General features: G+C 39.4%; 18 protein-coding genes. All 18 read left to right on the top strand.

Annotation, left to right across the window (positions count from 1 at the left end; translation table 11 throughout):
• The first annotated feature begins 42 nt into the window (after window positions 1-42).
• The 18 genes from Q4549_RS14400 (at window position 43) to neuC (Q4549_RS14315) (ending at window position 19,178) form a co-directional block, all read left to right on the top strand.
• Window positions 43-1,011: a Wzz/FepE/Etk N-terminal domain-containing protein gene (locus Q4549_RS14400; protein ID WP_303552983.1), complete on the top strand. Its 969-nt coding sequence runs from the start codon at window positions 43-45 to the stop codon at window positions 1,009-1,011.
• Window positions 1,012-1,065: 54 nt separating this feature from the next.
• Complete coding sequence (gene wecA, locus Q4549_RS14395; RefSeq protein ID WP_368411620.1) at window positions 1,066-2,154, top strand: UDP-N-acetylglucosamine--undecaprenyl-phosphate N-acetylglucosaminephosphotransferase; 1,089 nt, start codon at window positions 1,066-1,068, stop codon at window positions 2,152-2,154.
• A gap of 191 nt (window positions 2,155-2,345) precedes the next feature.
• Complete coding sequence (wecB, locus tag Q4549_RS14390; RefSeq protein ID WP_303552985.1) at window positions 2,346-3,470, top strand: non-hydrolyzing UDP-N-acetylglucosamine 2-epimerase; 1,125 nt, start codon at window positions 2,346-2,348, stop codon at window positions 3,468-3,470.
• A gap of 17 nt (window positions 3,471-3,487) precedes the next feature.
• On the top strand, window positions 3,488-4,756 hold the full coding sequence (wecC, locus tag Q4549_RS14385) for a UDP-N-acetyl-D-mannosamine dehydrogenase (protein ID WP_303552986.1): 1,269 nt from the start codon (window positions 3,488-3,490) through the stop codon (window positions 4,754-4,756).
• Window positions 4,753-5,943, top strand: a complete 1,191-nt coding sequence (locus tag Q4549_RS14380; RefSeq protein WP_303552987.1) for a UDP-N-acetylglucosamine 4,6-dehydratase — start codon at window positions 4,753-4,755, stop codon at window positions 5,941-5,943. Before wecC ends, Q4549_RS14380 begins: the two co-directional genes overlap by 4 nt.
• Window positions 5,944-5,955: 12 nt before the next feature.
• On the top strand, window positions 5,956-7,107 hold the full coding sequence (locus Q4549_RS14375) for a LegC family aminotransferase (RefSeq protein WP_303552988.1): 1,152 nt from the start codon (window positions 5,956-5,958) through the stop codon (window positions 7,105-7,107).
• A 17-nt stretch (window positions 7,108-7,124) separates the two neighbouring features.
• Window positions 7,125-8,306, top strand: a complete 1,182-nt coding sequence (gene neuC / locus Q4549_RS14370) for a UDP-N-acetylglucosamine 2-epimerase (RefSeq protein WP_303552989.1) — start codon at window positions 7,125-7,127, stop codon at window positions 8,304-8,306.
• Between the two features lie 19 nt (window positions 8,307-8,325).
• The gene (neuB, locus tag Q4549_RS14365; RefSeq protein ID WP_303552990.1) at window positions 8,326-9,399 is read left to right on the top strand and encodes an N-acetylneuraminate synthase; all 1,074 of its coding nucleotides are present in this window, start codon (window positions 8,326-8,328) and stop codon (window positions 9,397-9,399) included.
• On the top strand, window positions 9,392-10,045 hold the full coding sequence (locus Q4549_RS14360; RefSeq protein WP_303552991.1) for an acetyltransferase: 654 nt from the start codon (window positions 9,392-9,394) through the stop codon (window positions 10,043-10,045). Before neuB ends, Q4549_RS14360 begins: the two co-directional genes overlap by 8 nt.
• Window positions 10,046-10,061: 16 nt before the next feature.
• Window positions 10,062-11,120 (top strand): nucleotidyltransferase family protein, encoded by a 1,059-nt coding sequence (locus tag Q4549_RS14355; protein ID WP_303552992.1) that lies wholly within the window; start codon window positions 10,062-10,064, stop codon window positions 11,118-11,120.
• A gap of 2 nt (window positions 11,121-11,122) precedes the next feature.
• The gene (locus tag Q4549_RS14350; protein WP_303552993.1) at window positions 11,123-11,821 is read left to right on the top strand and encodes an acylneuraminate cytidylyltransferase family protein; all 699 of its coding nucleotides are present in this window, start codon (window positions 11,123-11,125) and stop codon (window positions 11,819-11,821) included.
• Window positions 11,814-12,611 (top strand): SDR family NAD(P)-dependent oxidoreductase, encoded by a 798-nt coding sequence (locus Q4549_RS14345; protein WP_303552994.1) that lies wholly within the window; start codon window positions 11,814-11,816, stop codon window positions 12,609-12,611. Before Q4549_RS14350 ends, Q4549_RS14345 begins: the two co-directional genes overlap by 8 nt.
• A complete protein-coding gene (locus tag Q4549_RS14340) occupies window positions 12,605-13,522 on the top strand; it encodes a Gfo/Idh/MocA family protein (RefSeq protein WP_303552995.1) in 918 nt (305 codons plus the stop codon). Before Q4549_RS14345 ends, Q4549_RS14340 begins: the two co-directional genes overlap by 7 nt.
• Window positions 13,515-14,273, top strand: a complete 759-nt coding sequence (locus tag Q4549_RS14335; RefSeq protein WP_303552996.1) for an oxidoreductase — start codon at window positions 13,515-13,517, stop codon at window positions 14,271-14,273. Before Q4549_RS14340 ends, Q4549_RS14335 begins: the two co-directional genes overlap by 8 nt.
• Window positions 14,270-15,598, top strand: a complete 1,329-nt coding sequence (locus tag Q4549_RS14330; RefSeq protein ID WP_303552997.1) for a hypothetical protein — start codon at window positions 14,270-14,272, stop codon at window positions 15,596-15,598. Before Q4549_RS14335 ends, Q4549_RS14330 begins: the two co-directional genes overlap by 4 nt.
• Window positions 15,591-17,024, top strand: coding sequence for a lipopolysaccharide biosynthesis protein (locus tag Q4549_RS14325; RefSeq protein ID WP_303552998.1), 1,434 nt, complete (start codon window positions 15,591-15,593; stop codon window positions 17,022-17,024). Before Q4549_RS14330 ends, Q4549_RS14325 begins: the two co-directional genes overlap by 8 nt.
• Window positions 17,011-18,024 (top strand): N-acetylneuraminate synthase family protein, encoded by a 1,014-nt coding sequence (locus tag Q4549_RS14320; protein WP_303552999.1) that lies wholly within the window; start codon window positions 17,011-17,013, stop codon window positions 18,022-18,024. Before Q4549_RS14325 ends, Q4549_RS14320 begins: the two co-directional genes overlap by 14 nt.
• Entirely contained in the window at window positions 18,021-19,178 is a 1,158-nt protein-coding gene (gene neuC, locus Q4549_RS14315; protein WP_303553000.1) for a UDP-N-acetylglucosamine 2-epimerase, read from the top strand. Before Q4549_RS14320 ends, neuC (Q4549_RS14315) begins: the two co-directional genes overlap by 4 nt.
• Window positions 19,179-19,181: the final 3 nt, after the last annotated feature.

Genomic DNA, 19,181 nt, shown 5'->3' with positions numbered 1-19,181 from the left:
CTTCACATAAAGTATTAAATCAACAGAAATTTTTAGAGACTTATGACTCAACAAGTACAGCAACAACAAGCATATCAACCAGCTTATTTTGAAGCCGCTGAAGACGAAATCGATCTGCGCGAGCTGTTCTCGGTTATTTGGCGTGGAAAGTGGTTGATCATTGCTTGTACGGTGTTGTTTTCGTTCGCTGCTGTTATATACGCGATAAATCAACCTAATATCTATCGTGCGAGTGCGCTGTTAGCTGCATCTAATCAAGAAAGCAACAAATTGAGCGGTATGGCTTCTCAATTTGGTGGTTTGGCTTCACTGGCCGGGATTAACCTCGGCGGCGGTGGTGGAACTGACCAAACCACGCTAGCTATTGAAGTATTAAAGTCGCGGCAATTTTTTAGTGAATTTGTAACTAGATATGGTATTAAGGTTGATTTACTTGCTGCGAATGATTGGAATGCTGTAAGCGGCCAATTAGCCTATGATCCAGAAATCTACGATATTCATACAAGGAAATGGCTTAGAGAAGTAAAAGCACCAAAAAAAGCTGAACCTTCAATGCAAGAAAGTCATGGGGTGTTCATTGAAGAAGTGCTAAGTGTGGCTACAGATAAAGAGACCGGATTAATTACTATAGCGGCAGAGCATATTTCCCCAGTAGTTGCCCAACAATGGGTAACTTGGTTGATTAAAGACATAAATCAAGTCATGAGGCTGCGTTCTCAGCAAGAAACCACGGCTAATATAAGTTATCTAACCGAACAGTTAGGTAAAACTTCAGTCGCACAAATGCAAACCGTTTTTTACCAGCTTATCGAAGAACAAACCAAAACCTTAATGCTTGCTGAGGCTAATGGTGACTTTGTATTCAAAGTGGTCGACCCCGCCGTAGTCGCGGAGCAAAAAGTAAAACCCAAAAGAGCCTTAATTTGTGTATTGGGTTCTTTATTGGGCGGATTGTTGGGTGTGATGATTGTATTGGTACGCCATTTCGCAAAAGGAGGTGACAATGACTAGTTGTCGTCAATTTTTCATTGTCTACAGTGACAGTTTCTTATGAGTACTTTCATATTGTCTTTATTTGTTGCTTTTATCGGTACTTATAGTGCGATAAAGGTGCTAAAACCTATAGCTATTAAGCATGAGCTAGTTGATAAGCCTAATGAGCGTAAGCTTCATGTAGGCTCAATACCTCTAATAGGAGGTATTGCTGTTTATATAGGTTTTGTATTGTCTTTACTGATAATTGCCCAAGGTTATGATATTTCGTTCAAGTATTTTTTACTCGCTTCAGGTGGAATTCTGTTAGTAGGTATACTGGACGACAAGTACGATCTTAGCGTACGCCTGCGGATGTTCTGCCAAATAGTTGCAGCTAGTGTGATGATGTTTGCGAGTGGTGACCGTATAGAAAACTTAGGTAACTTATTGGTAATGGGTGATATTCATCTTGGTTGGGCGGCAGTTCCTTTTACATATCTGGCAATAATGGGGGCTATAAATGCTTACAATATGGTAGATGGAATAGATGGCTTGGTAGGGGGAGTTACCTTCACTAGTATGTTATCCCTTTCATTGCTATTTATTATAGAAGGTTTTGTGCTTGAATCTTGGATTGCACTTTGCCTAGTTGTTGCGCTGATTCCGTACCTGATTTTTAACCTTAGCCGAGCAGATAATCCTAAGCGCACTAAAATATTTATGGGTGATGCAGGTTCAATGTTTGTAGGCTTGAGTGTAGTTTGGCTCTTGGCTATTGGCTCGCAAGGAGAAGCGCCCGCATTTAAACCAGTAACGGCCTTGTGGGTTATTGCTATTCCACTCATGGACATGGCTGGGGTAATGATTAGGCGAAAACGCAAAGGCTTATCCCCATTTAAACCTGATAGAGATCACCTACATCATATTTTTATGCGAGCAGGTTTTACCTCAAAGCAAACGTTAATGTGCATTACTTTATTAAGTTTTAGCATCTCTATGGTTGGAGTATTACTTAATTGTTTAAATACTCCGGATTGGCTGTCTTTTGGATTGTTTTTATTTATATTTATCGGATATTTAACTGCATTAAAGAATGTGTGGCGACTACTGAAAGCGTTCCGTAAGGTTAATGCTTTTAGAAGAATGCGGAGATTGAACCGAATTAAATTGTCTAGTTAGCTAATTATTTAAGAGCTATTTTAACTATTGGTTTATAGAGTATTATTGGTCGTTAAAACTTTTAGGTACGAGACAAAACTAGACAAGATTTTTAGTCGCACGTTTCAATAGCTTTGTCATAGAAAAATTATAAACTGTCATAAACTCTAGTTCACGAAATACGAAAATTATGAGTTATCAAAGAGAAGATAATGGTTAAGAAAAAAATTCTTACGGTTTTTGGCACTCGTCCAGAAGCTATTAAAATGGCACCACTCGTCCACGCACTTTACATAGATGAACGTTATGATTCGAAGTGTTGCGTAACCGCACAGCATAGAGAAATGCTAGACCAAGTGCTTGAGTTGTTCGAACTAACGCCAGATTATGACCTGAATTTAATGAAAGCAGGCCAAACGCTCAATGATGTGACAGCTCGTATTGTTCAAGGGCTAAAACCTATCCTTCAAGAATTTAAGCCTGATGTTGTTTTAGTTCATGGGGATACAGCAACAACGTTTGCTGCGAGTTTAGCTGCTTACTATGAGCAAATCGCTGTGGGACACGTTGAAGCTGGTCTTCGTACCGGGAATATTTACTCGCCGTGGCCAGAAGAAGGTAATCGCCGATTAACGGGCGCGTTAACCCATTTCCACTTTGCGCCGACGACAACCTCACAAGAAAATCTTCAAAAAGAGAACTTTAATTCAGAAAATATTAGCGTTACTGGTAATACAGTGATTGACGCGTTGTTGATGGTAAAAAATAAAATAGATTCAGATAAAGACTTGAACGCAACTCTATCAGCTCAATTCCCATTTTTGGAAGAAAATAAGAAATTAGTTTTGGTTACTGGTCACCGTCGTGAAAGTTTCGGTAGCGGCTTTGAGCGTATCTGTAAAGCCTTAGCTTTTACTGCACAAAAGCACCCAGAAGCTCAAATTGTTTATCCTATGCATTTGAACCCTAATGTCCGCGAACCAGTTAACCGTATTCTTGCGTGTATTGAAAATATCCACCTTATTGAACCTCAACAGTATTTACCATTCATTTATTTAATGAGCCGTGCTCACATTATTTTAACTGACTCAGGTGGCATTCAAGAAGAGGCTCCTTCCTTAGGTAAACCAGTATTAGTTATGCGTGATACGACGGAGAGGCCTGAAGCAGTTGAAGCGGGTACTGTAAAGTTGGTTGGTACAGATGTGGAAACGATAACAAGCAATCTAAGCGAGTTGTTATTGGATAAAAAAGCTTATCAAGCGATGAGCTTTGCCCATAACCCTTATGGTGATGGTAAAGCGTGCCAACGAATTCTAGATGTTCTAGCAAAATAATTTGACGAGAAGTATATATGTCTTTCGAAACAGTATCCGTTATAGGTCTAGGCTACATTGGTCTGCCAACGGCAGCAATGTTTGCATCACGTAAAAAACGAGTAGTTGGTGTTGATGTTAATCAATATGCTGTCGACACTATCAACCAAGGAAAGATTCATATCGTAGAGCCTGAGCTCGATATGATCGTAAACGCCGCAGTAACTGAAGGCTATCTAAAAGCGGTGATTACCCCTGAAGCAGCTGATGCGTTTCTCATTGCTGTTCCAACCCCTTTCTTACCTTGTAAAGAAGGTGAAGTTCCAGCACCCGATCTTTCTTATATTGAGGCTGCGAGTAAAGCAATTGCTCCTGTCTTAAAGAAACGTGACCTAGTTATATTAGAATCGACTTCACCAGTTGGTGCAACAGAGAAAATGGCCGATTGGTTAGCTAAAGCTCGCTCTGACCTTACGTTCCCGCAGACTCATGGTGAAGACGCAGATATTAACATTGCCCACTGTCCTGAACGTGTACTGCCAGGCCATGTGGTGCGTGAGTTGGTTGAAAATGATCGTGTTATTGGTGGTCTTACGCCTAAATGCTCACAGCGGTCTGTAGAGTTATATCAAACATTTGTTCAAGGTGAATGTGTCATCACTAATGCACGAACGGCAGAAATGGCGAAACTGACTGAAAACAGCTCACGTGATGTTCAAATTGCGTTTGCAAATGAACTTTCAGTTATCTGTTATAAGTTGGATATCAATGTGTGGGAATTGATTGCACTAGCCAATCGTCATCCCCGTGTAAATATTCTTCAACCAGGCCCTGGTGTCGGTGGCCACTGTATTGCTGTTGACCCATGGTTTATTGTTTCAAAAACACCAGATGAAGCTAGGATTATTCATACAGCACGAAAGGTTAATGACAGCAAGCCAGGTTGGGTTGTAGGTCAAACTAAAATGGCCATTGCAGATTTCTTGCAAGAAAACCCTGAAAAGACCGTAAAGGATATTGCCATTGCGTGTTATGGCTTAGCTTTTAAACCTGACATTGATGACTTGCGAGAAAGCCCAGCTATGCAAATAGTGGAAGAAATCGCTTCTTTACATGCGGGTAGCGTGATCGCAGTTGAACCTAATATACATCAACTGCCAAGTTCATTGGAGCAACTTGAGCTTCGGAGTTTTGATGTTGCAAAATCGATGGCTGATATTCACGTATTACTCGTTGATCACAAAGAATTTAAAGTTGATTCAGTGAACTCGCCATATTTAGTCGATACCAAAGGAATTTGGCAATGAATGCTATTTTATCTTTAATTGGTCGTAGCGAGGCTTTGTTCACACAAGATATTGAACAAAATGAAGTTGAGTTGGCGCGTATTGTTTCAGAGTCACGATTCTTAGTTCTAGGCGGTGCAGGCTCGATCGGTCAAGCGGTAACCAAAGAAATTTTCAAACGAAACCCTAAAAAGCTGCATGTTGTTGATATTAGTGAAAACAACATGGTAGAGCTGGTTCGAGATATTCGTAGCTCATTTGGTTACATCAATGGAGACTTCCAAACATTCGCTTTGGACATAGGCTCTCTAGAGTACGATGCGTTCATTAAAGCAGATGGTAACTTTGATTATGTGTTGAACTTATCCGCACTTAAGCATGTTAGAAGCGAGAAAGATCCTTATACATTGATGCGAATGATCGATGTAAACGTCTTTAATACAGATAAAACCATTCAACAATCTATTGAGGCTGGCGCTAAGAAATACTTCTGTGTATCGACAGATAAAGCGGCAAACCCAGTCAATATGATGGGCGCTTCTAAACGTATTATGGAAATGTTCCTAATGCGAAAAAGTGAACAGATGGCGATCTCAACAGCCCGTTTTGCCAATGTTGCGTTTTCGGACGGTTCATTGTTGCATGGATTCAACCAACGTATTCAAAAACGCCAACCTATCGTCGCTCCAAACGATATCAAGCGTTACTTCGTTACACCTCAAGAGTCAGGTGAACTTTGCTTAATGTCATGTATCTTTGGTGAGAATCGTGACATTTTCTTCCCTAAGTTGAGCGAAGCTCTTCATCTGATTTCGTTTGCTGACATTGCAGTGAAATATTTAGAACAACTTGGCTATGAACCTTATCTTTGTGGAACAGAAGAAGAAGCTCGTCAATTAGCTCATACACTTCCTGAACAAGGAAAATGGCCATGTTTGTTTACTGCGAGTGATACAACGGGCGAGAAAGATTTTGAAGAATTTTTCACGGATAAAGAAGAATTGGAGATGTCTCGATTTACAAATCTAGGCATTATTAAAAATGCCCCTCTTTATGAGCAAGAGCTACTTTCTTTGTTTGAAAACAGTATTTCAGAGATGAAAGACGAGCGATCTTGGACCAAGGAACAAATTGTAAAACTCTTTTTTACCATGATTCCTGATTTTGGGCACAAAGAAACCGGTAAATACCTCGACAGTAAGATGTAAGCGGAGTAAGTAATGAAAGCGACATCTATTGTTGAATTTGTTAGAGATACCTACAAAACGGACGAATTCATTCCGCTGCACGCACCAACGTTTAATGGCAACGAAAAAGCCTACGTAATGGAAACGATTGACAGTACCTTTGTTTCTAGCGTTGGCAAGTTTGTTGATGATTTTGAGCGAAAGGTTGAAGCGTATACAGGTACAGCTAAAGCGGTAGCAACCGTCAATGGTACTGCGGCATTGCATGCGGCTTTGTACATGGCTGATGTTCAGCGAGGAGATCTTGTTATAACACAAGCTCTGACATTCGTTGCAACTTGTAATGCATTGTATCATATGGGCGCTGAACCGATTTTTGTGGATGTTTCTCCAGTAAGCTTGGGGCTATGCCCTAAAGCGGTGAATGCATTCTTAAGTGAGCATGCCGAGATAACCGAGGCGGGTTGTATTCACACGAATACAGGAAAGCGAATTCAAGCGGTTGTCCCTATGCACACCTTTGGTCATCCTGTAGAGCTCGATGAGCTGGTTGCAGTTTGCCTCAAATGGAACCTTGTTTTAGTCGAAGATGCTGCAGAAAGCCTAGGGTCTTTTTATAAGGGCAAGCACACCGGTACGATTGGTGATGTGAGCGCGGTCAGCTTCAACGGCAATAAAATCATCACCACCGGTGGTGGCGGTATGGTCTTGTGTAAAACCGAGGAGTTAGGAGCACGAACCAAGCATGTCACTACGACAGCGAAAGTGTCTCACCCCTACGAGTTTTTCCATGATGAACCGGGCTTTAACTACCGTATGCCTAATCTAAACGCGGCATTGGGTTGCGCACAGATGGAAGTTATTGAGCAGTACTTAAAGCAAAAAAGACAACTGGCAAAATGCTACGAAAATCTTTTCAGTGGGACTGATTTTCAGTTTGTTACTGAGCCAGATTATGCCGAGTCGAATTACTGGTTAAATGCCATTATTTGCCCAGATAAAAAAAGTAGAGAAGAGATCCTTGCGAGCACAAACAGTGCAGGTGTGATGACTCGCCCAATTTGGCAGCTCATGCACAGACTGCCAATGTTTGAAAATGCTATTTGTGGTGATCTTACTTACTCTGAATTTATCGAAGCGCACCTAATCAACCTTCCAAGTACACCCGTGGATATCAAAAGCTAAGTAGGTTCAATACATACATGACGCAGACACATAACAAAGTCGCGGTCTTTACTGGTACCAGAGCGGAGTATGGTCTGCTCTTTTGGCTTTTAAAAGACATACAAAGCGATCCAGATCTAACATTACAATTGCTTGTTTCTGGTACGCACTTATCTCCAGAGTTTGGTGATACTTATAAGCAAATAGAAAAAGATGGCTTCCAGATCGACGAGAAAATAGAGATTTTGCTGTCTTCTGACTCGCCGGTAGGAACGGCAAAAAGTATGGGATTGGGCGTTCTAGGCTTTGCTGATGCATTGTCACGATTAGCGCCCGATGTCCTTGTCATTCTTGGAGATCGTTTTGAAGCTCTAGCTGCCGCGCAAACTGCCATGATACTCCGTATTCCTATTATCCATTTGCATGGTGGGGAAATAACCGAAGGCGCCTACGATGATGCGATTCGTCATGCTATTACCAAATTGAGCTACCTGCATGGCACGTCAACAGACGAATATCGAAATCGAGTCATTCAATTAGGTGAATCGCCAGAACGAGTAAAAAATGTTGGTGCGATTGGCTTAGATCACTTGAATCGAGGCTCTTTTATGACGATTTCAGAGTTGAGTGAATCACTGAACTTTGATCTTACAGATCCTTATTTTGTGGTCACCTACCATCCAGTCACTCTCGGAGATGAATCCCCAGAGGATAGCTTTCAAGCTTTGTTAGACGCACTAGATGAATACCCAAATCACCAAATTATCCTGACTTATCCCAATGCGGATGATGGCGGGCGTCGAATCATTCCGATGTTAGAGGCTTATGCCGCGAAACAACCAGGCCGCGTACTGGCAATCCCCTCTCTCGGGCAAATACGCTATTTAAGTTCAGTCAAGCGCGCAGCTGCAGTCATTGGAAACTCGTCGAGTGGTATTATTGAAGTTCCGGCTTTTGATGTTCCAACGGTCAATATTGGTTCAAGACAAAAAGGGCGACTAGCGGCCAAAAGTGTTCTTGATACAAGTGCTACTAAGGAATCAATCGACACTGCTATCAAACTTGCTGTAGATAGGAAGTATAAAGTTAAGGGTGAAATGATTGAAAACCCTTATGGTCAAGGTGATAGTAGTAAGCAAGTCATAAAAATGATTAAAGGTTTGCGCTTTGAACTTTGTAAGTCATTCTTCGATGTAAATATTGAACCTGATTTAAATTAAAAAGTAGAGTGAGATAGTGATGACGTTGATTATTGCCGAAGCGGGTGTAAACCATAATGGGCAAGAAGAGTTAGCTTTTTCCTTAGTAGATGCAGCCCATAAAGCCGGTTCAGACATCGTAAAGTTTCAAACGTTTAAAGCTAAAAACCTAGTTACAGAAGAAGCTAAGCAAGCTGATTACCAAGTCACTAATACGCAAAAGCAAGAATCACAACTTGCTATGCTGAGTCGCTTAGAGCTTTCGTACGAGGTTCACCACAAGTTAATAAAATATTGTAACTCCCTTGGGATTGAGTTTTTATCTACGGCCTTCGATTTTGAAAGTTTAGACTTTTTAGTTAATGACCTAGGCTTGACACGTTTAAAGCTACCTTCTGGTGAGTTAACTAATGCGCCTCTTGTGCTAGCTCATGCTCGTACTGGGTGCGATCTTATTGTCTCGACAGGGATGGCGACACTGTCAGAAATTGAGATAGCATTAGGGGTTATTGCATTCGGTTATACTGCAGGTGAAAATGCGGAGCCTTGTATGTTGGGCTTTCAAGAGGCCTATGCATCAGAAGCTGGCCAACAAGCGTTAAAAGAAAAAGTAACAATTCTTCATTGCACGACAGAATATCCAGCACCAATTGAAGAAATTAACCTAAAAGCAATGGATACACTAGGCCGAGCATTTAATCTAGAGGCTGGCTATTCAGATCATAGCGAAGGGATAACGATTCCAATTGCAGCTGTTGCCCGTGGTGCTGTTCTGATCGAGAAGCATTTTACATTAGATAAGAATATGGAAGGTCCTGATCATAAGGCTTCTCTTGAGCCACAAGAGCTAGAGGCTATGGTCAAAGGCATTCGCCAAATTGAAGTAGCCTTGGGCTCTAGCGTGAAAACCCCGACAGTCTCTGAAGTTAAGAACAAATCGGTGGCACGAAAAAGCTTAGTGGCAGCAACTGATATTAAAGAAGGTACTGAGCTAACAGAATCAAACCTCGTAATTAAGCGTCCAGGTTCAGGTTTGTCACCATATCGTTATTGGGAGTTGATTGGACGCAAAGCGAGCAAAAGCTACAAAGCAGGAGAGCTGATCATTGAGTGATGAACCTATGCTTCCTATTGTAATGATTGGCGGGGGCGGACATGCCTCCGTTCTTGCTGAAATACTGCTTACGCAGGGAAGAGAAATACTTGTAGTGATAAGTCCTGAAGATGTCAGTCAACGTTCTATGTTTAAAGGAATTACCATCCTTGAAAAGGACGAAGATATTCTGAGGTTTGACAAAGATAAGATTCTTTTGGTCAACGGTATTGGAATGATGCCCAAATCCGGCTTTAAGAAAAAAATTAATGAATATTTTCTCTCATTAGGTTATCAATTTGAGACTGTCATCGCTGACAGTGCATTCGTTTCACCTTTTTCTAAAATTGAAATTGGTGCTCAGATTTTACCTATGGCGATGATTCAGACTGGGGCTACAGTGGGGAGCCACAGTATAATCAATACGGGCGCTTTGGTTGAGCACGATTGTAAAATAGGTACTTATAACCATATCGCTCCTAAAGCAACGTTGTGTGGTCAAGTCGAGACAAAAGATAATGTCTATATTGGAGCAGGCTCTACCGTTATCCAAGGGATATCTATTGGCAGTGGTGCGATTGTGGGTGCTGGTGTTAGTCTCGCTCAGTCTTTAGAAGAAAATACCATTGCATATCCTGCTAGAGCAGTAATTAAAACAAATTTTTAGAAATAAAAGGTGAAATATGAGTCATTGTTGGCAAAAAACGCTGATATCTGAATCAAGTACGATCAAGCAGGCACTAGAAATCATCAACAGCGAAGCATTGCGTGTCGTTGTAGTTGTTGATCAAGATAAAAAGCTTCTAGGCATGGTTACTGATGGCGATATTCGACGTGGCTTATTAAATGACCTGATGTTAACGGACACTGTTGCCAAGGTGATGAATCCCAAACCCATTACGGCTGAAATAGCGACTTCAAAAGAGCAGTTGGTACAGTTAATGGAAGATGAACAGATTTTATCAATACCGTTGCTTGATGATAGTGGTAAAATTGTTGGTCTTGAAACTCTTCATAGTGCTTTAAGCAAAGATACATACGAGAATCCAGTTTTCATTATGGCAGGTGGTTTTGGGACACGTTTACGACCACTGACAGATAATTGTCCTAAACCTATGCTTAAAGTCGGTGATAGACCTATTTTAGAAACAGTACTCATTAGCTTTATTAAAGCGGGTTTCCACAACTTCTATATTTCAACTCACTATATGCCAGAACAAATTCACAATCATTTTGGTGACGGTAGTGACTTGGGAGTCAGCATTTCATATGTACATGAAGATATTCCCCTAGGTACTTGTGGTGCGCTTGGTTTGCTACCTGAAGATATGTCGAGAGATATGCCATTGATTATGATCAATGGCGATGTGTTAACTAAAGTAGATTTTCAGCGTTTGCTAAGCTTCCATATAGAAAATGATGCGGATGCTACCATGTGTGTTCGAGAGTACGACTACCAAATCCCCTATGGTGTTGTTAACGGGGACGGCATCCAAATCACCAGCATGGTAGAAAAACCAGTTCAACGTTTTTTTGTTAACGCTGGTATCTATGTAGTATCTCCGCGAGTGATTCAATCAGTAGAAAAGAATCAGAAAATTGACATGCCTACGTTGCTCGAACAACACATGGAAGAGCGACAAAAAGTACTAATGTTCCCTATCCACGAATATTGGCTTGATATTGGTCGTATGGATGACTTCAATAGGGCGCAAGTTGATATATATAACCTAGGCATTTAAATATGATGAAAAACAAAAGAGTAGTTGCAGTTATCCCAGCGAGGGCTGGTAGTAAATCGGTTATCGATAAAAATATTAAGCTACTTGCCGGTAAACCTTTAATTGCTTGGCCTATCGATATAGCAAAGCAATCCCGCTATATCGACCGAGTTATAGTGTCAACTGATGGGGAGAAGATTGCGGCAACAGCGAAGGCATACGGGGCCGAAGTTTACATCAGACCAGACCATCTTGCTCAAGACAATTCTTTAGTTATTGATTGTTTGAGAGAGTTGATAGCGAGGCTGAAATCTGAAGGAGAGCAGGCAACGATGCTTGTTTTACTAGAGCCAACATCTCCTCTTAGAAGTTTGGAAGATGTGGACCGAATAATTGAGAAACTGTTATCTCACGATTCAGCAGCGACTTTTTGTGAGGCTGAGTTGAACCCTCATCGAGCATGGAAGATTGAGGGAGGCAGTGTTGAGCCATTCATTGAGGGGGCTATACCATGGCTGCCTCGTCAAAAACTGCCAAAAGCTTATCAGTTGAATGGCGCTGTATATGGCTTCCATATGGATAAGTTGCCGTTAGAAGGTACATCAATACTTTTTGGTGAAATTGCTGCAGTTACCATGCCTCAAGAACGTTCAATTGATATTGACAACATAACTCATTTTGCTATAGCAGAAGAAATTATAAAGGGTATAAGCAATGATTAAGCTAAATAATTTATTTGATTTGAAGGGCAAGACAGCCCTCGTTACTGGTGGTGCGGGATTGCTTGGCGGTGAAATTGCTGATGCTTTGGCCGAACTTGGGGCTAATATCATTATTGCAAGCCGTAACCAAGAGGCCTGCGAAGCAAAATGTGAGCAATTGGAATCAGAGTTTTCAGAGATAAAAACGAAAGCACTTTTTATTGACTTGACTGATAAAAAAAGCATTTTAGAGTGCGTAGAGCAATCAGAGTCTGAATTTGGTCGCATTGATATATTGGTTACTTGCGCATGGTCTGGCAGAAAGAATAGCTGGGAAACTATCAATGATGAAGACTGGGACCACGACATTGAAGTATGTTTGAATGGAGTATATAGACTGATTAAGGTTGCTACGAAACCACTCAAGCGTACCAATGGAGTCGTGTTAAATATTGGCTCTATGTACGGACACGTTGCACCTGATTACAGGCTTTATGAAGGTGTTCCTCAAGCTAACCCACCAAGTTATGGTGCAGCTAAAGCAGGTGTAATCCAGTTAACTAAGTACTTAGGTAGTTTTTTAGCTAAAGATAATATAAGAGTAAATTGTATTAGCCCTGGTCCATTCCCATTTGAGCATGTGATAGATCAATTCCCTGAATTTAAGCAGCGCTTATGTGATAAAAACCCAATGGGCCGTATAGGGAAAGCTCATGAAATTAAGGGGGCTGCGGCTTTTCTTTGCAGTGATGCATCATCGTACATGACAGGGCAAAATATCTGCGTAGATGGTGGGTGGGCAATATGGTAAAAATAGGGTTGTTAGGTTTTAGTGATAATAATGGGCACCCGTATTCCTTCTCAGCGATACTGAACGGATATAATAAAGATCGTTTTAAGGAAACTGAGTGGTTAGGAATACTTGGCTATTTGCAAAAAAGAAGCGTAGAGGACTTTTGTTCTTTCGACGCAAAAATCACTCATGTGTGGTGTCAAGATCATCGTCGTGCGGAAGATATTTCAGCCTGTTGTTACATTGACAATGTGGTTTTTGATTATGTTGATATGATCGGTTATGTTGATGCCGTAATTATTGCTAGGGATGATTATGAAAATCACAAAGCAATGGCTGAACCTTTCCTTAATGCAGGTATTCCAGTGATGATCGATAAGCCTCTGACACTGGACGAAAGTGAGCTTAAGTGGTTTATGAGTTATTACGATAGGGGACTTCTTTATTCGTGCTCTGGTTTACGTTTTTGCAAAGAACTTGACTTAATTAGAGAAAACCTAGCTGAGTTTGGGCGCATTAAGCTAGTAAAGGCATCAGTTGTAAATCACTGGGATAAGTACGGTGTTCACATGTTGGATGCCACACTTGGAATCTGGGACGAACGAATAGAAACCGTAAGTTGCGAGACTCAATCTGGAATAGATACTTATACCTTAGTTTATTCTAATGGAATGGTATTGCAAATAAATACTCTTGGGCCTGAGTGTTTTTCGTTTTCGTATGAAGTTATTGGTGAAAAAAAATCTTATCATACAAATATAAGCGATAATTTTAGTGCTTTTAAAAGAATGTTAGGGGGCTTTGTTGAGCAAGTTAATAATGGTACGCCCTATCTAAAATCTAAGTCTGTTGAAAGGTCCATTAGTGTCATGATTGCGGGAGAAAAAGCTAAAGCTCAACAGTCGACAGTAAAGGTATACAATGACTAATTTTGTAAATTCTAAGATAATTGTGTTTGGCTCCAACGGTGTTTTAGGTTCTACTCTAGTCCAATCAATTTTGGACAAAGGAGGGCAAGTTATAGCTGTAGATAACTTCACTCCAGAATCTGAGCTTCAATCTCAAGAGATACCTCTTAACAATATTGAAAGGGTTAATTTAGATGTGACCAATGAATCTAATGTTATCTCGTTTTTTAATTCTTTAGAAGGCGGTATTATTGGAGCGGTAAATTGTACTTATCCTAGGAATAAAAGCTATGGAACTCATTTTTTAGATGTGTCGTTGGACAGTTTTAATGAAAACATAGCTTTGCATTTAGGTAGTTCTTTTTTGATTTCTCAGCAATGCGTTAAGTACAACCTTAAGTATAATGAAAAGTTTTCTCTCGTAAATATATCTTCTGTTTATGGTATTATCGCTCCTCGATTTAGTATATATGACCATACAAATATGACTATGCCAGTGGAGTATTCAGCTATAAAGTCTGCGCTGATTCACTTAAATAAATATGTATCTAAATATGTAAAAAACAGTTGTTTTAGAGTCAATAGTGTGAGCCCAGGTGGTATTTTAAATGGTCAACCTAATGAGTTTTGCGATTCCTATAAGGAATATACTAATGGGAAAGGTATGTTAGATGCGAAAGATGTTGTTGGGGCCGTTATCTTCCTATTATCTGAGGACTCTAACTATATAACCGGTCAAAACATTGTAGTTGATGATGGTTTTTCTTTATGAATAAAAAAAGTGTGCTGATTGTACCATCAAATGATGCTTCTTTAAGTGAGCTTATAAAGTTTTCCTCTTTGGCTGAAGGGAGAAGTTTTGAGCCGGTATTCTATATTCCTTTTGCAACTAATTTTGTAAAAGTAATTGAAGGGAAAGGCTGGGAAATTATTTATAACAAAAATAAAAATGGTAAAAATTCTCAGGTCAAAAGCTGGCTTAAATATGTAGCGAAGAATTTTTTTGACAACACTAATTTAGGTGTGTTCGTTCAAACTCACTTACTCAAAAATACATTGTCAAAGTCACTAGTGGAAAATATAAAGAAGCAGTCTGACTTAATTGGCAATATCATCGTAGAAAAAAAAATAAGCACGTGTTTGCTCGCCACGGATCGAAGTGTTGGAGCAGAGGCTGCCGTAGCATACTTTTCCAAAAACTATGACTTAAAAAAAATAGTAGTTTCTTTTGCATACTCCGCAGACTATGTTTCCTCGTATAAACTTAGAAATAGCAAAATTTATCTAGCTCGATACAAAGGTTGTCAAGATAATGAATATGTTGACAGTTCCCTTGGCAGAAAGCTGTTTTTTAGACCATATGAACAAAAAGCCTTATCGATGTTAGGATTATTCCCAAAAAAACCTTGGGTCCTTGGTGGAGGATATTCTGATCTAATGATAGTCGATAGTCTTCGAGAGAAAAATCGATTGGTCGATCTTGGTGGTCAAACTGATAAATATGTGGTTACCGGAACTTCATCTCATGATCACTTGTATGAAGCGTATAATCAAAAAGAAAAACTAAAAAAGTCTGTTAACAGTGACTATTTTAACGAAGAAAGGCAACTGTTGATAATATCTCTTCCTCAGTATTATGAGCATGGACTTTGCAGTAAAGTTAAACACTTTGCCATAATAGACTCTATGCTATCTGAAGTTACTTCTTTAGGGTACAACATTTTAGTGTCGTTACACCCTAAAATGGATCCGAAAAATTATAAGTACTTGGAAACTAAGTTCGATTTGTCTATTGCCACTCAGGAGTTGTCTAAAATAATAGCCGCTGCCGATATGTTTCTTGCGACTTACTCTTCAACCATAACTTGGGCATTAATGTGCCGGGTGCCTGTTGTAATATTTGACTACATCGCACTAGACTACGATGATTTTTATAGCGAGTTTTCGATTCCTATAGGTAAAACGAATGAGGACGTTATTGAACACCTCAAAAATTCTAATTGTATTCTCAAACCAGAGTTTGACAGAAAAATAGCAATGTTATCTCCTTTTGATGGAAATTGCTTTGAACGAGTACTAGGTACAATCAGTGAATAAGTCACTAGTCAATTTATCTAGTTTAGTCGCAGTCGGTTTTCTTCCTTACTTTATTAGCTTTTTCTCTCTGCCTATATATAGTAAATACTTATCGAAAGAAGAGTTCGGTATCATTGGTATTTCTATGGCAAGTATATTGATTGCAAGTACTTGGTCCAACTTTCAATTGCCGGGCGCACTATCAAGAATGTATTTCGATTACAAGGGGGTTGATAGAGATAGATATATATCTACGGTGGTAAATAGCAGTTTTTTATTGACTGGTCTTTTTTCAGCTTTATATTTTTTTCTTAGTGATGATATATCTGGCCTGATCTTTAGTTCTGATGTCGACAGTAGAGTTATTCATGTATCAATTTTTGTACTTCTTTTTAATTCATCACATTTAACTCTAGAGCGAATTCTAATAAATAAAAAGCAAGGTGGGAAAATTCTTCTTAGAGGAATAGTTTGCCAGAGTCTTTCTGTTTGTTTAGGTCTTTTTCTAGTAGTGGAAATGGAGCGAGGAGTTCTTGGTTTCCTTTGGTCTCAAGCATTTTATTTTTTTTCTATGTCTGTTTTTTCTCTGGTTTTATTACGACGTCATTATATTTTTTGTCTGAAATTTAGTTATTTTTATGAATCTGTCACATATTCTTTTCCTCTTATTTTTCATGCCCTAGGTGCTGTTGTTTTTATGTATGCTGGGACATTTTTTATTGAGACATACCTAAGTTTGACTTTGTTGGGAGTTTTCTTCATTGCAGAAAAGTTTTCTCAGTTAGTTAAAGCTTTAGTCAATTCTATTAATAATGTAATTATGCCAAAGTATAATCAAATATCCGTTACCAATACCTTGAAAGGGAATGATTTTCTTGAAAAAATCATTCCTATTTGGTTAGCAGTATTCGTTCCAATAATCGTTCTTTATGTTTTTCTAGCGGATAAATTTATAGAGACGTATATGAAGGGAGAGTTTGACGGAGTGTTTAATATACTCCTTATTATTTGTTTATCGTATTTGTTTCGAGGTCTTTATTGTTTCGTAACTGCACCTTTGTTTTTTCATAAGGAGACAAAGGTTATTCCAAAAATCACTATGATGACGGGTTTTTTATCTTTAATCTTCAATTGGGTTCTTATTCCTTTTTGGGGTCTTATAGGAGCTGCAGCTTCAATTTTTTTGTCTTTTTTAACTTCATTTATATTAGCTCGATTTTTTTCTAAGGATGTATATAGCGTAACAATAAAAATTCATCCTAGACTCATGATGATGTCAGCTTTTTTATTTCTATCTCCTATGTTTTTTCTATATGAAAGAAGCTTCTGGGTTTTCTCTTTAGGAAGTTTAATTATTATTCTTTCAGGGGGATGGGGGCTGTATAGGTTTGATATTTGGAATGTTAAAAGTTTTATTTTTGGTTTAAGGGAACATGATGAAAGATAACAAAGTTTTGATAATAGCAGAGGTAGGTCAGGCTCATGAAGGAAGTTTGGGTATACTGCATTCATATATAGATGCTGTAGCAACCACTGGTGCCGACGCTATTAAGTTTCAGACTCACATCGCAGAAGCTGAAAGCAGTGAGCTTGAACCATTTCGTGTGAATTTCTCGTACGAAGATAATTCTCGATTCGACTATTGGAAAAGAATGTCTTTTAGTTTAGAGCATTGGAAAAATATAAAGGCTCACTGTGATGAAGTGAATTTGGAGTTCATTAGCTCCCCATTTTCTGTAGCTGCAGTCAATTTGCTCGAAGAAGTCGGAGTTAGCCGCTACAAGATAGGATCTGGAGAGGTTACTAACAAGCTCATGCTTGACGCGATAAGTAAAACCGGAAAAGAAGTGATACTGTCCAGTGGGATGAGCAATACGGTGGAACTCAAAGACACTGTGGACTTTCTAAAATCTCGTGGAACTAAGTATTCAATATTGCAGTGCACAACCAAGTACCCTACAACCCCCCAGGACGTTGGCCTAAATGTGATTCAAGATTTAGCTGCTGAATTCGATGTCAAGTCAGGATTATCAGATCACTCTGGAACTATTTACCCAAGTCTAGCAGCAGTGGCAATAGGAGCAAAAGTGTTAGAGGTTCATGTTGTTTTCGACAAGATGATGTTCGGTCCTGATACTAGCTCATCTCTTACGATAGACGAGTTAAGGAGTCTGTGCAGGGGGGTACGAGATATCTCTATGATGCTCGATTCTCCAGTAAATAAAGGCTTACATAAAGTTGATGACGGCTTAAAAACTATATTTGGTAAGTCGCTAGCCGTTAATAAACCTTTAAGTAAAGGTCATGTCTTAGAGTTAAAAGATTTGGAATCAAAAAAGCCAGGCAATGTAGGAGTGCCAGCCGCTCACTATGAAACTGTCTTGGGTAAAACACTATTAAGAAACTTGAAATGCTGGGACTTTCTTAGCTTGGATGATATTAAATGAAAACTAAAATAAAAGTATGTGTTGTTGTTGCTAGTAGAGCTAATTACGGAAGGGTGAAGTACCTTCTGAAGGCTATTAAAGAGAATGTTGACTTAGAGTTACAGATAATTGTAGGTGCGTCGCTATTAATTGATCGTTACGGTAAGGCAGTAAATGTTATAAAAGAAGACGGTTTTGTTCCTAATAAAGAAATATACTACATTGTAGAAGGTGAAAACCTTTTAACCCAAGCCAAGTCTACAGGTTTAGGGGTTATCGAGCTGTCTACAGCTCTAGAGCAGCTAGACCCTGATTTTGTCGTATCAGTAGCAGATCGATACGAAACTATGGCTACAGCAATCGCTTCAACCTATTTAAATATACCTTTGATTCATATTCAAGGAGGAGAAGTAAGCGGGAATATCGATGATAGAGTTAGGCATGCGATTTCGAAGCTGGCCGACTTTCATTTTGTAGCCACTGAGCAAAGTAAAGTCAGGCTGATTAAAATGGGGGAAATGCCTAGCAGCGTTTTTAATTTTGGCTGTCCAGCTATGGATGTTATAGCGCATGCAGAAAAATCTATTTCCAATCAGGATATGTCTAAATACGGAGGCGTGGGTGTAGATGTTGATTGGGAACGTCCTTATATATTGATGATTCAACATCCCGTGACAACTAGCTATGGTAATGGCTTTTATCAAGTTAATGAAACACTTAAGGCTTTGAAAAAATTCCAAGAATATCAAAAAATAGTTTTATGGCCAAATTCCGATGCGGGAGGCGAGGATGTATCTAAAGGTATTAGGACTTTTCGTGAGAAACACATGGAAGATAACTTCCATTTTTACAAAAACTTTTCAGCCGAAGATTTTATTCGCGTTCTAAATAACGCGGCATGTGCTGTTGGTAATTCTTCATCGTTCTTGCGAGAAGGTGCTTTTCTTGGTACTCCATCAGTTGCTGTCGGCGATAGGCAGAACAAAAGGGAGCACGGCAAGAATGTGATTTTTACTGATTACGACGAGGCCAATATTATTGATTGTATTTCTAAACAGTTAGGACACGGGAAGTATGAGTCTAGCGATGTTTTCGGTATTGGAAACGCTGGAAAGTTGATATCTAACCAAATTCTAAGCTTAACCCCTTCACTATTAAAACCAATTACTTATTAGGCA

The organism is Agarivorans sp. 2_MG-2023, assembly GCF_030548085.1.
In the GTDB taxonomy this organism is placed as follows: Bacteria; Pseudomonadota; Gammaproteobacteria; order Enterobacterales; family Celerinatantimonadaceae; genus Agarivorans.
The sequence above is the reverse complement of the archived record's forward strand: the minus strand, read 5'-3'. Positions and strand labels throughout refer to the sequence as shown.

Bases quoted from the DNA above. Each gene is read 5' to 3' on its own strand.
- Q4549_RS14330 (WP_303552997.1), top strand. From the start codon at position 14,270: ATGAATAAAAAAAGTGTGCTGATTGTACCATCAAATGATGCTTCTTTA.
- neuC (WP_303553000.1), top strand. From the start codon at position 18,021: ATGAAAACTAAAATAAAAGTATGTGTTGTTGTTGCTAGTAGAGCTAAT.
- Q4549_RS14320 (WP_303552999.1), top strand. From the start codon at position 17,011: ATGATGAAAGATAACAAAGTTTTGATAATAGCAGAGGTAGGTCAGGCT.
- Q4549_RS14340 (WP_303552995.1), top strand. From the start codon at position 12,605: ATGGTAAAAATAGGGTTGTTAGGTTTTAGTGATAATAATGGGCACCCG.
- neuC (WP_303552989.1), top strand. From the start codon at position 7,125: ATGACGCAGACACATAACAAAGTCGCGGTCTTTACTGGTACCAGAGCG.
- Q4549_RS14355 (WP_303552992.1), top strand. From the start codon at position 10,062: ATGAGTCATTGTTGGCAAAAAACGCTGATATCTGAATCAAGTACGATC.
- Q4549_RS14375 (WP_303552988.1), top strand. From the start codon at position 5,956: ATGAAAGCGACATCTATTGTTGAATTTGTTAGAGATACCTACAAAACG.
- neuB (WP_303552990.1), top strand. From the start codon at position 8,326: ATGACGTTGATTATTGCCGAAGCGGGTGTAAACCATAATGGGCAAGAA.
- Q4549_RS14400 (WP_303552983.1), top strand. From the start codon at position 43: ATGACTCAACAAGTACAGCAACAACAAGCATATCAACCAGCTTATTTT.
- Q4549_RS14350 (WP_303552993.1), top strand. From the start codon at position 11,123: ATGATGAAAAACAAAAGAGTAGTTGCAGTTATCCCAGCGAGGGCTGGT.
- wecB (WP_303552985.1), top strand. From the start codon at position 2,346: ATGGTTAAGAAAAAAATTCTTACGGTTTTTGGCACTCGTCCAGAAGCT.
- Q4549_RS14380 (WP_303552987.1), top strand. From the start codon at position 4,753: ATGAATGCTATTTTATCTTTAATTGGTCGTAGCGAGGCTTTGTTCACA.
- Q4549_RS14345 (WP_303552994.1), top strand. From the start codon at position 11,814: ATGATTAAGCTAAATAATTTATTTGATTTGAAGGGCAAGACAGCCCTC.
- wecC (WP_303552986.1), top strand. From the start codon at position 3,488: ATGTCTTTCGAAACAGTATCCGTTATAGGTCTAGGCTACATTGGTCTG.
- Q4549_RS14335 (WP_303552996.1), top strand. From the start codon at position 13,515: ATGACTAATTTTGTAAATTCTAAGATAATTGTGTTTGGCTCCAACGGT.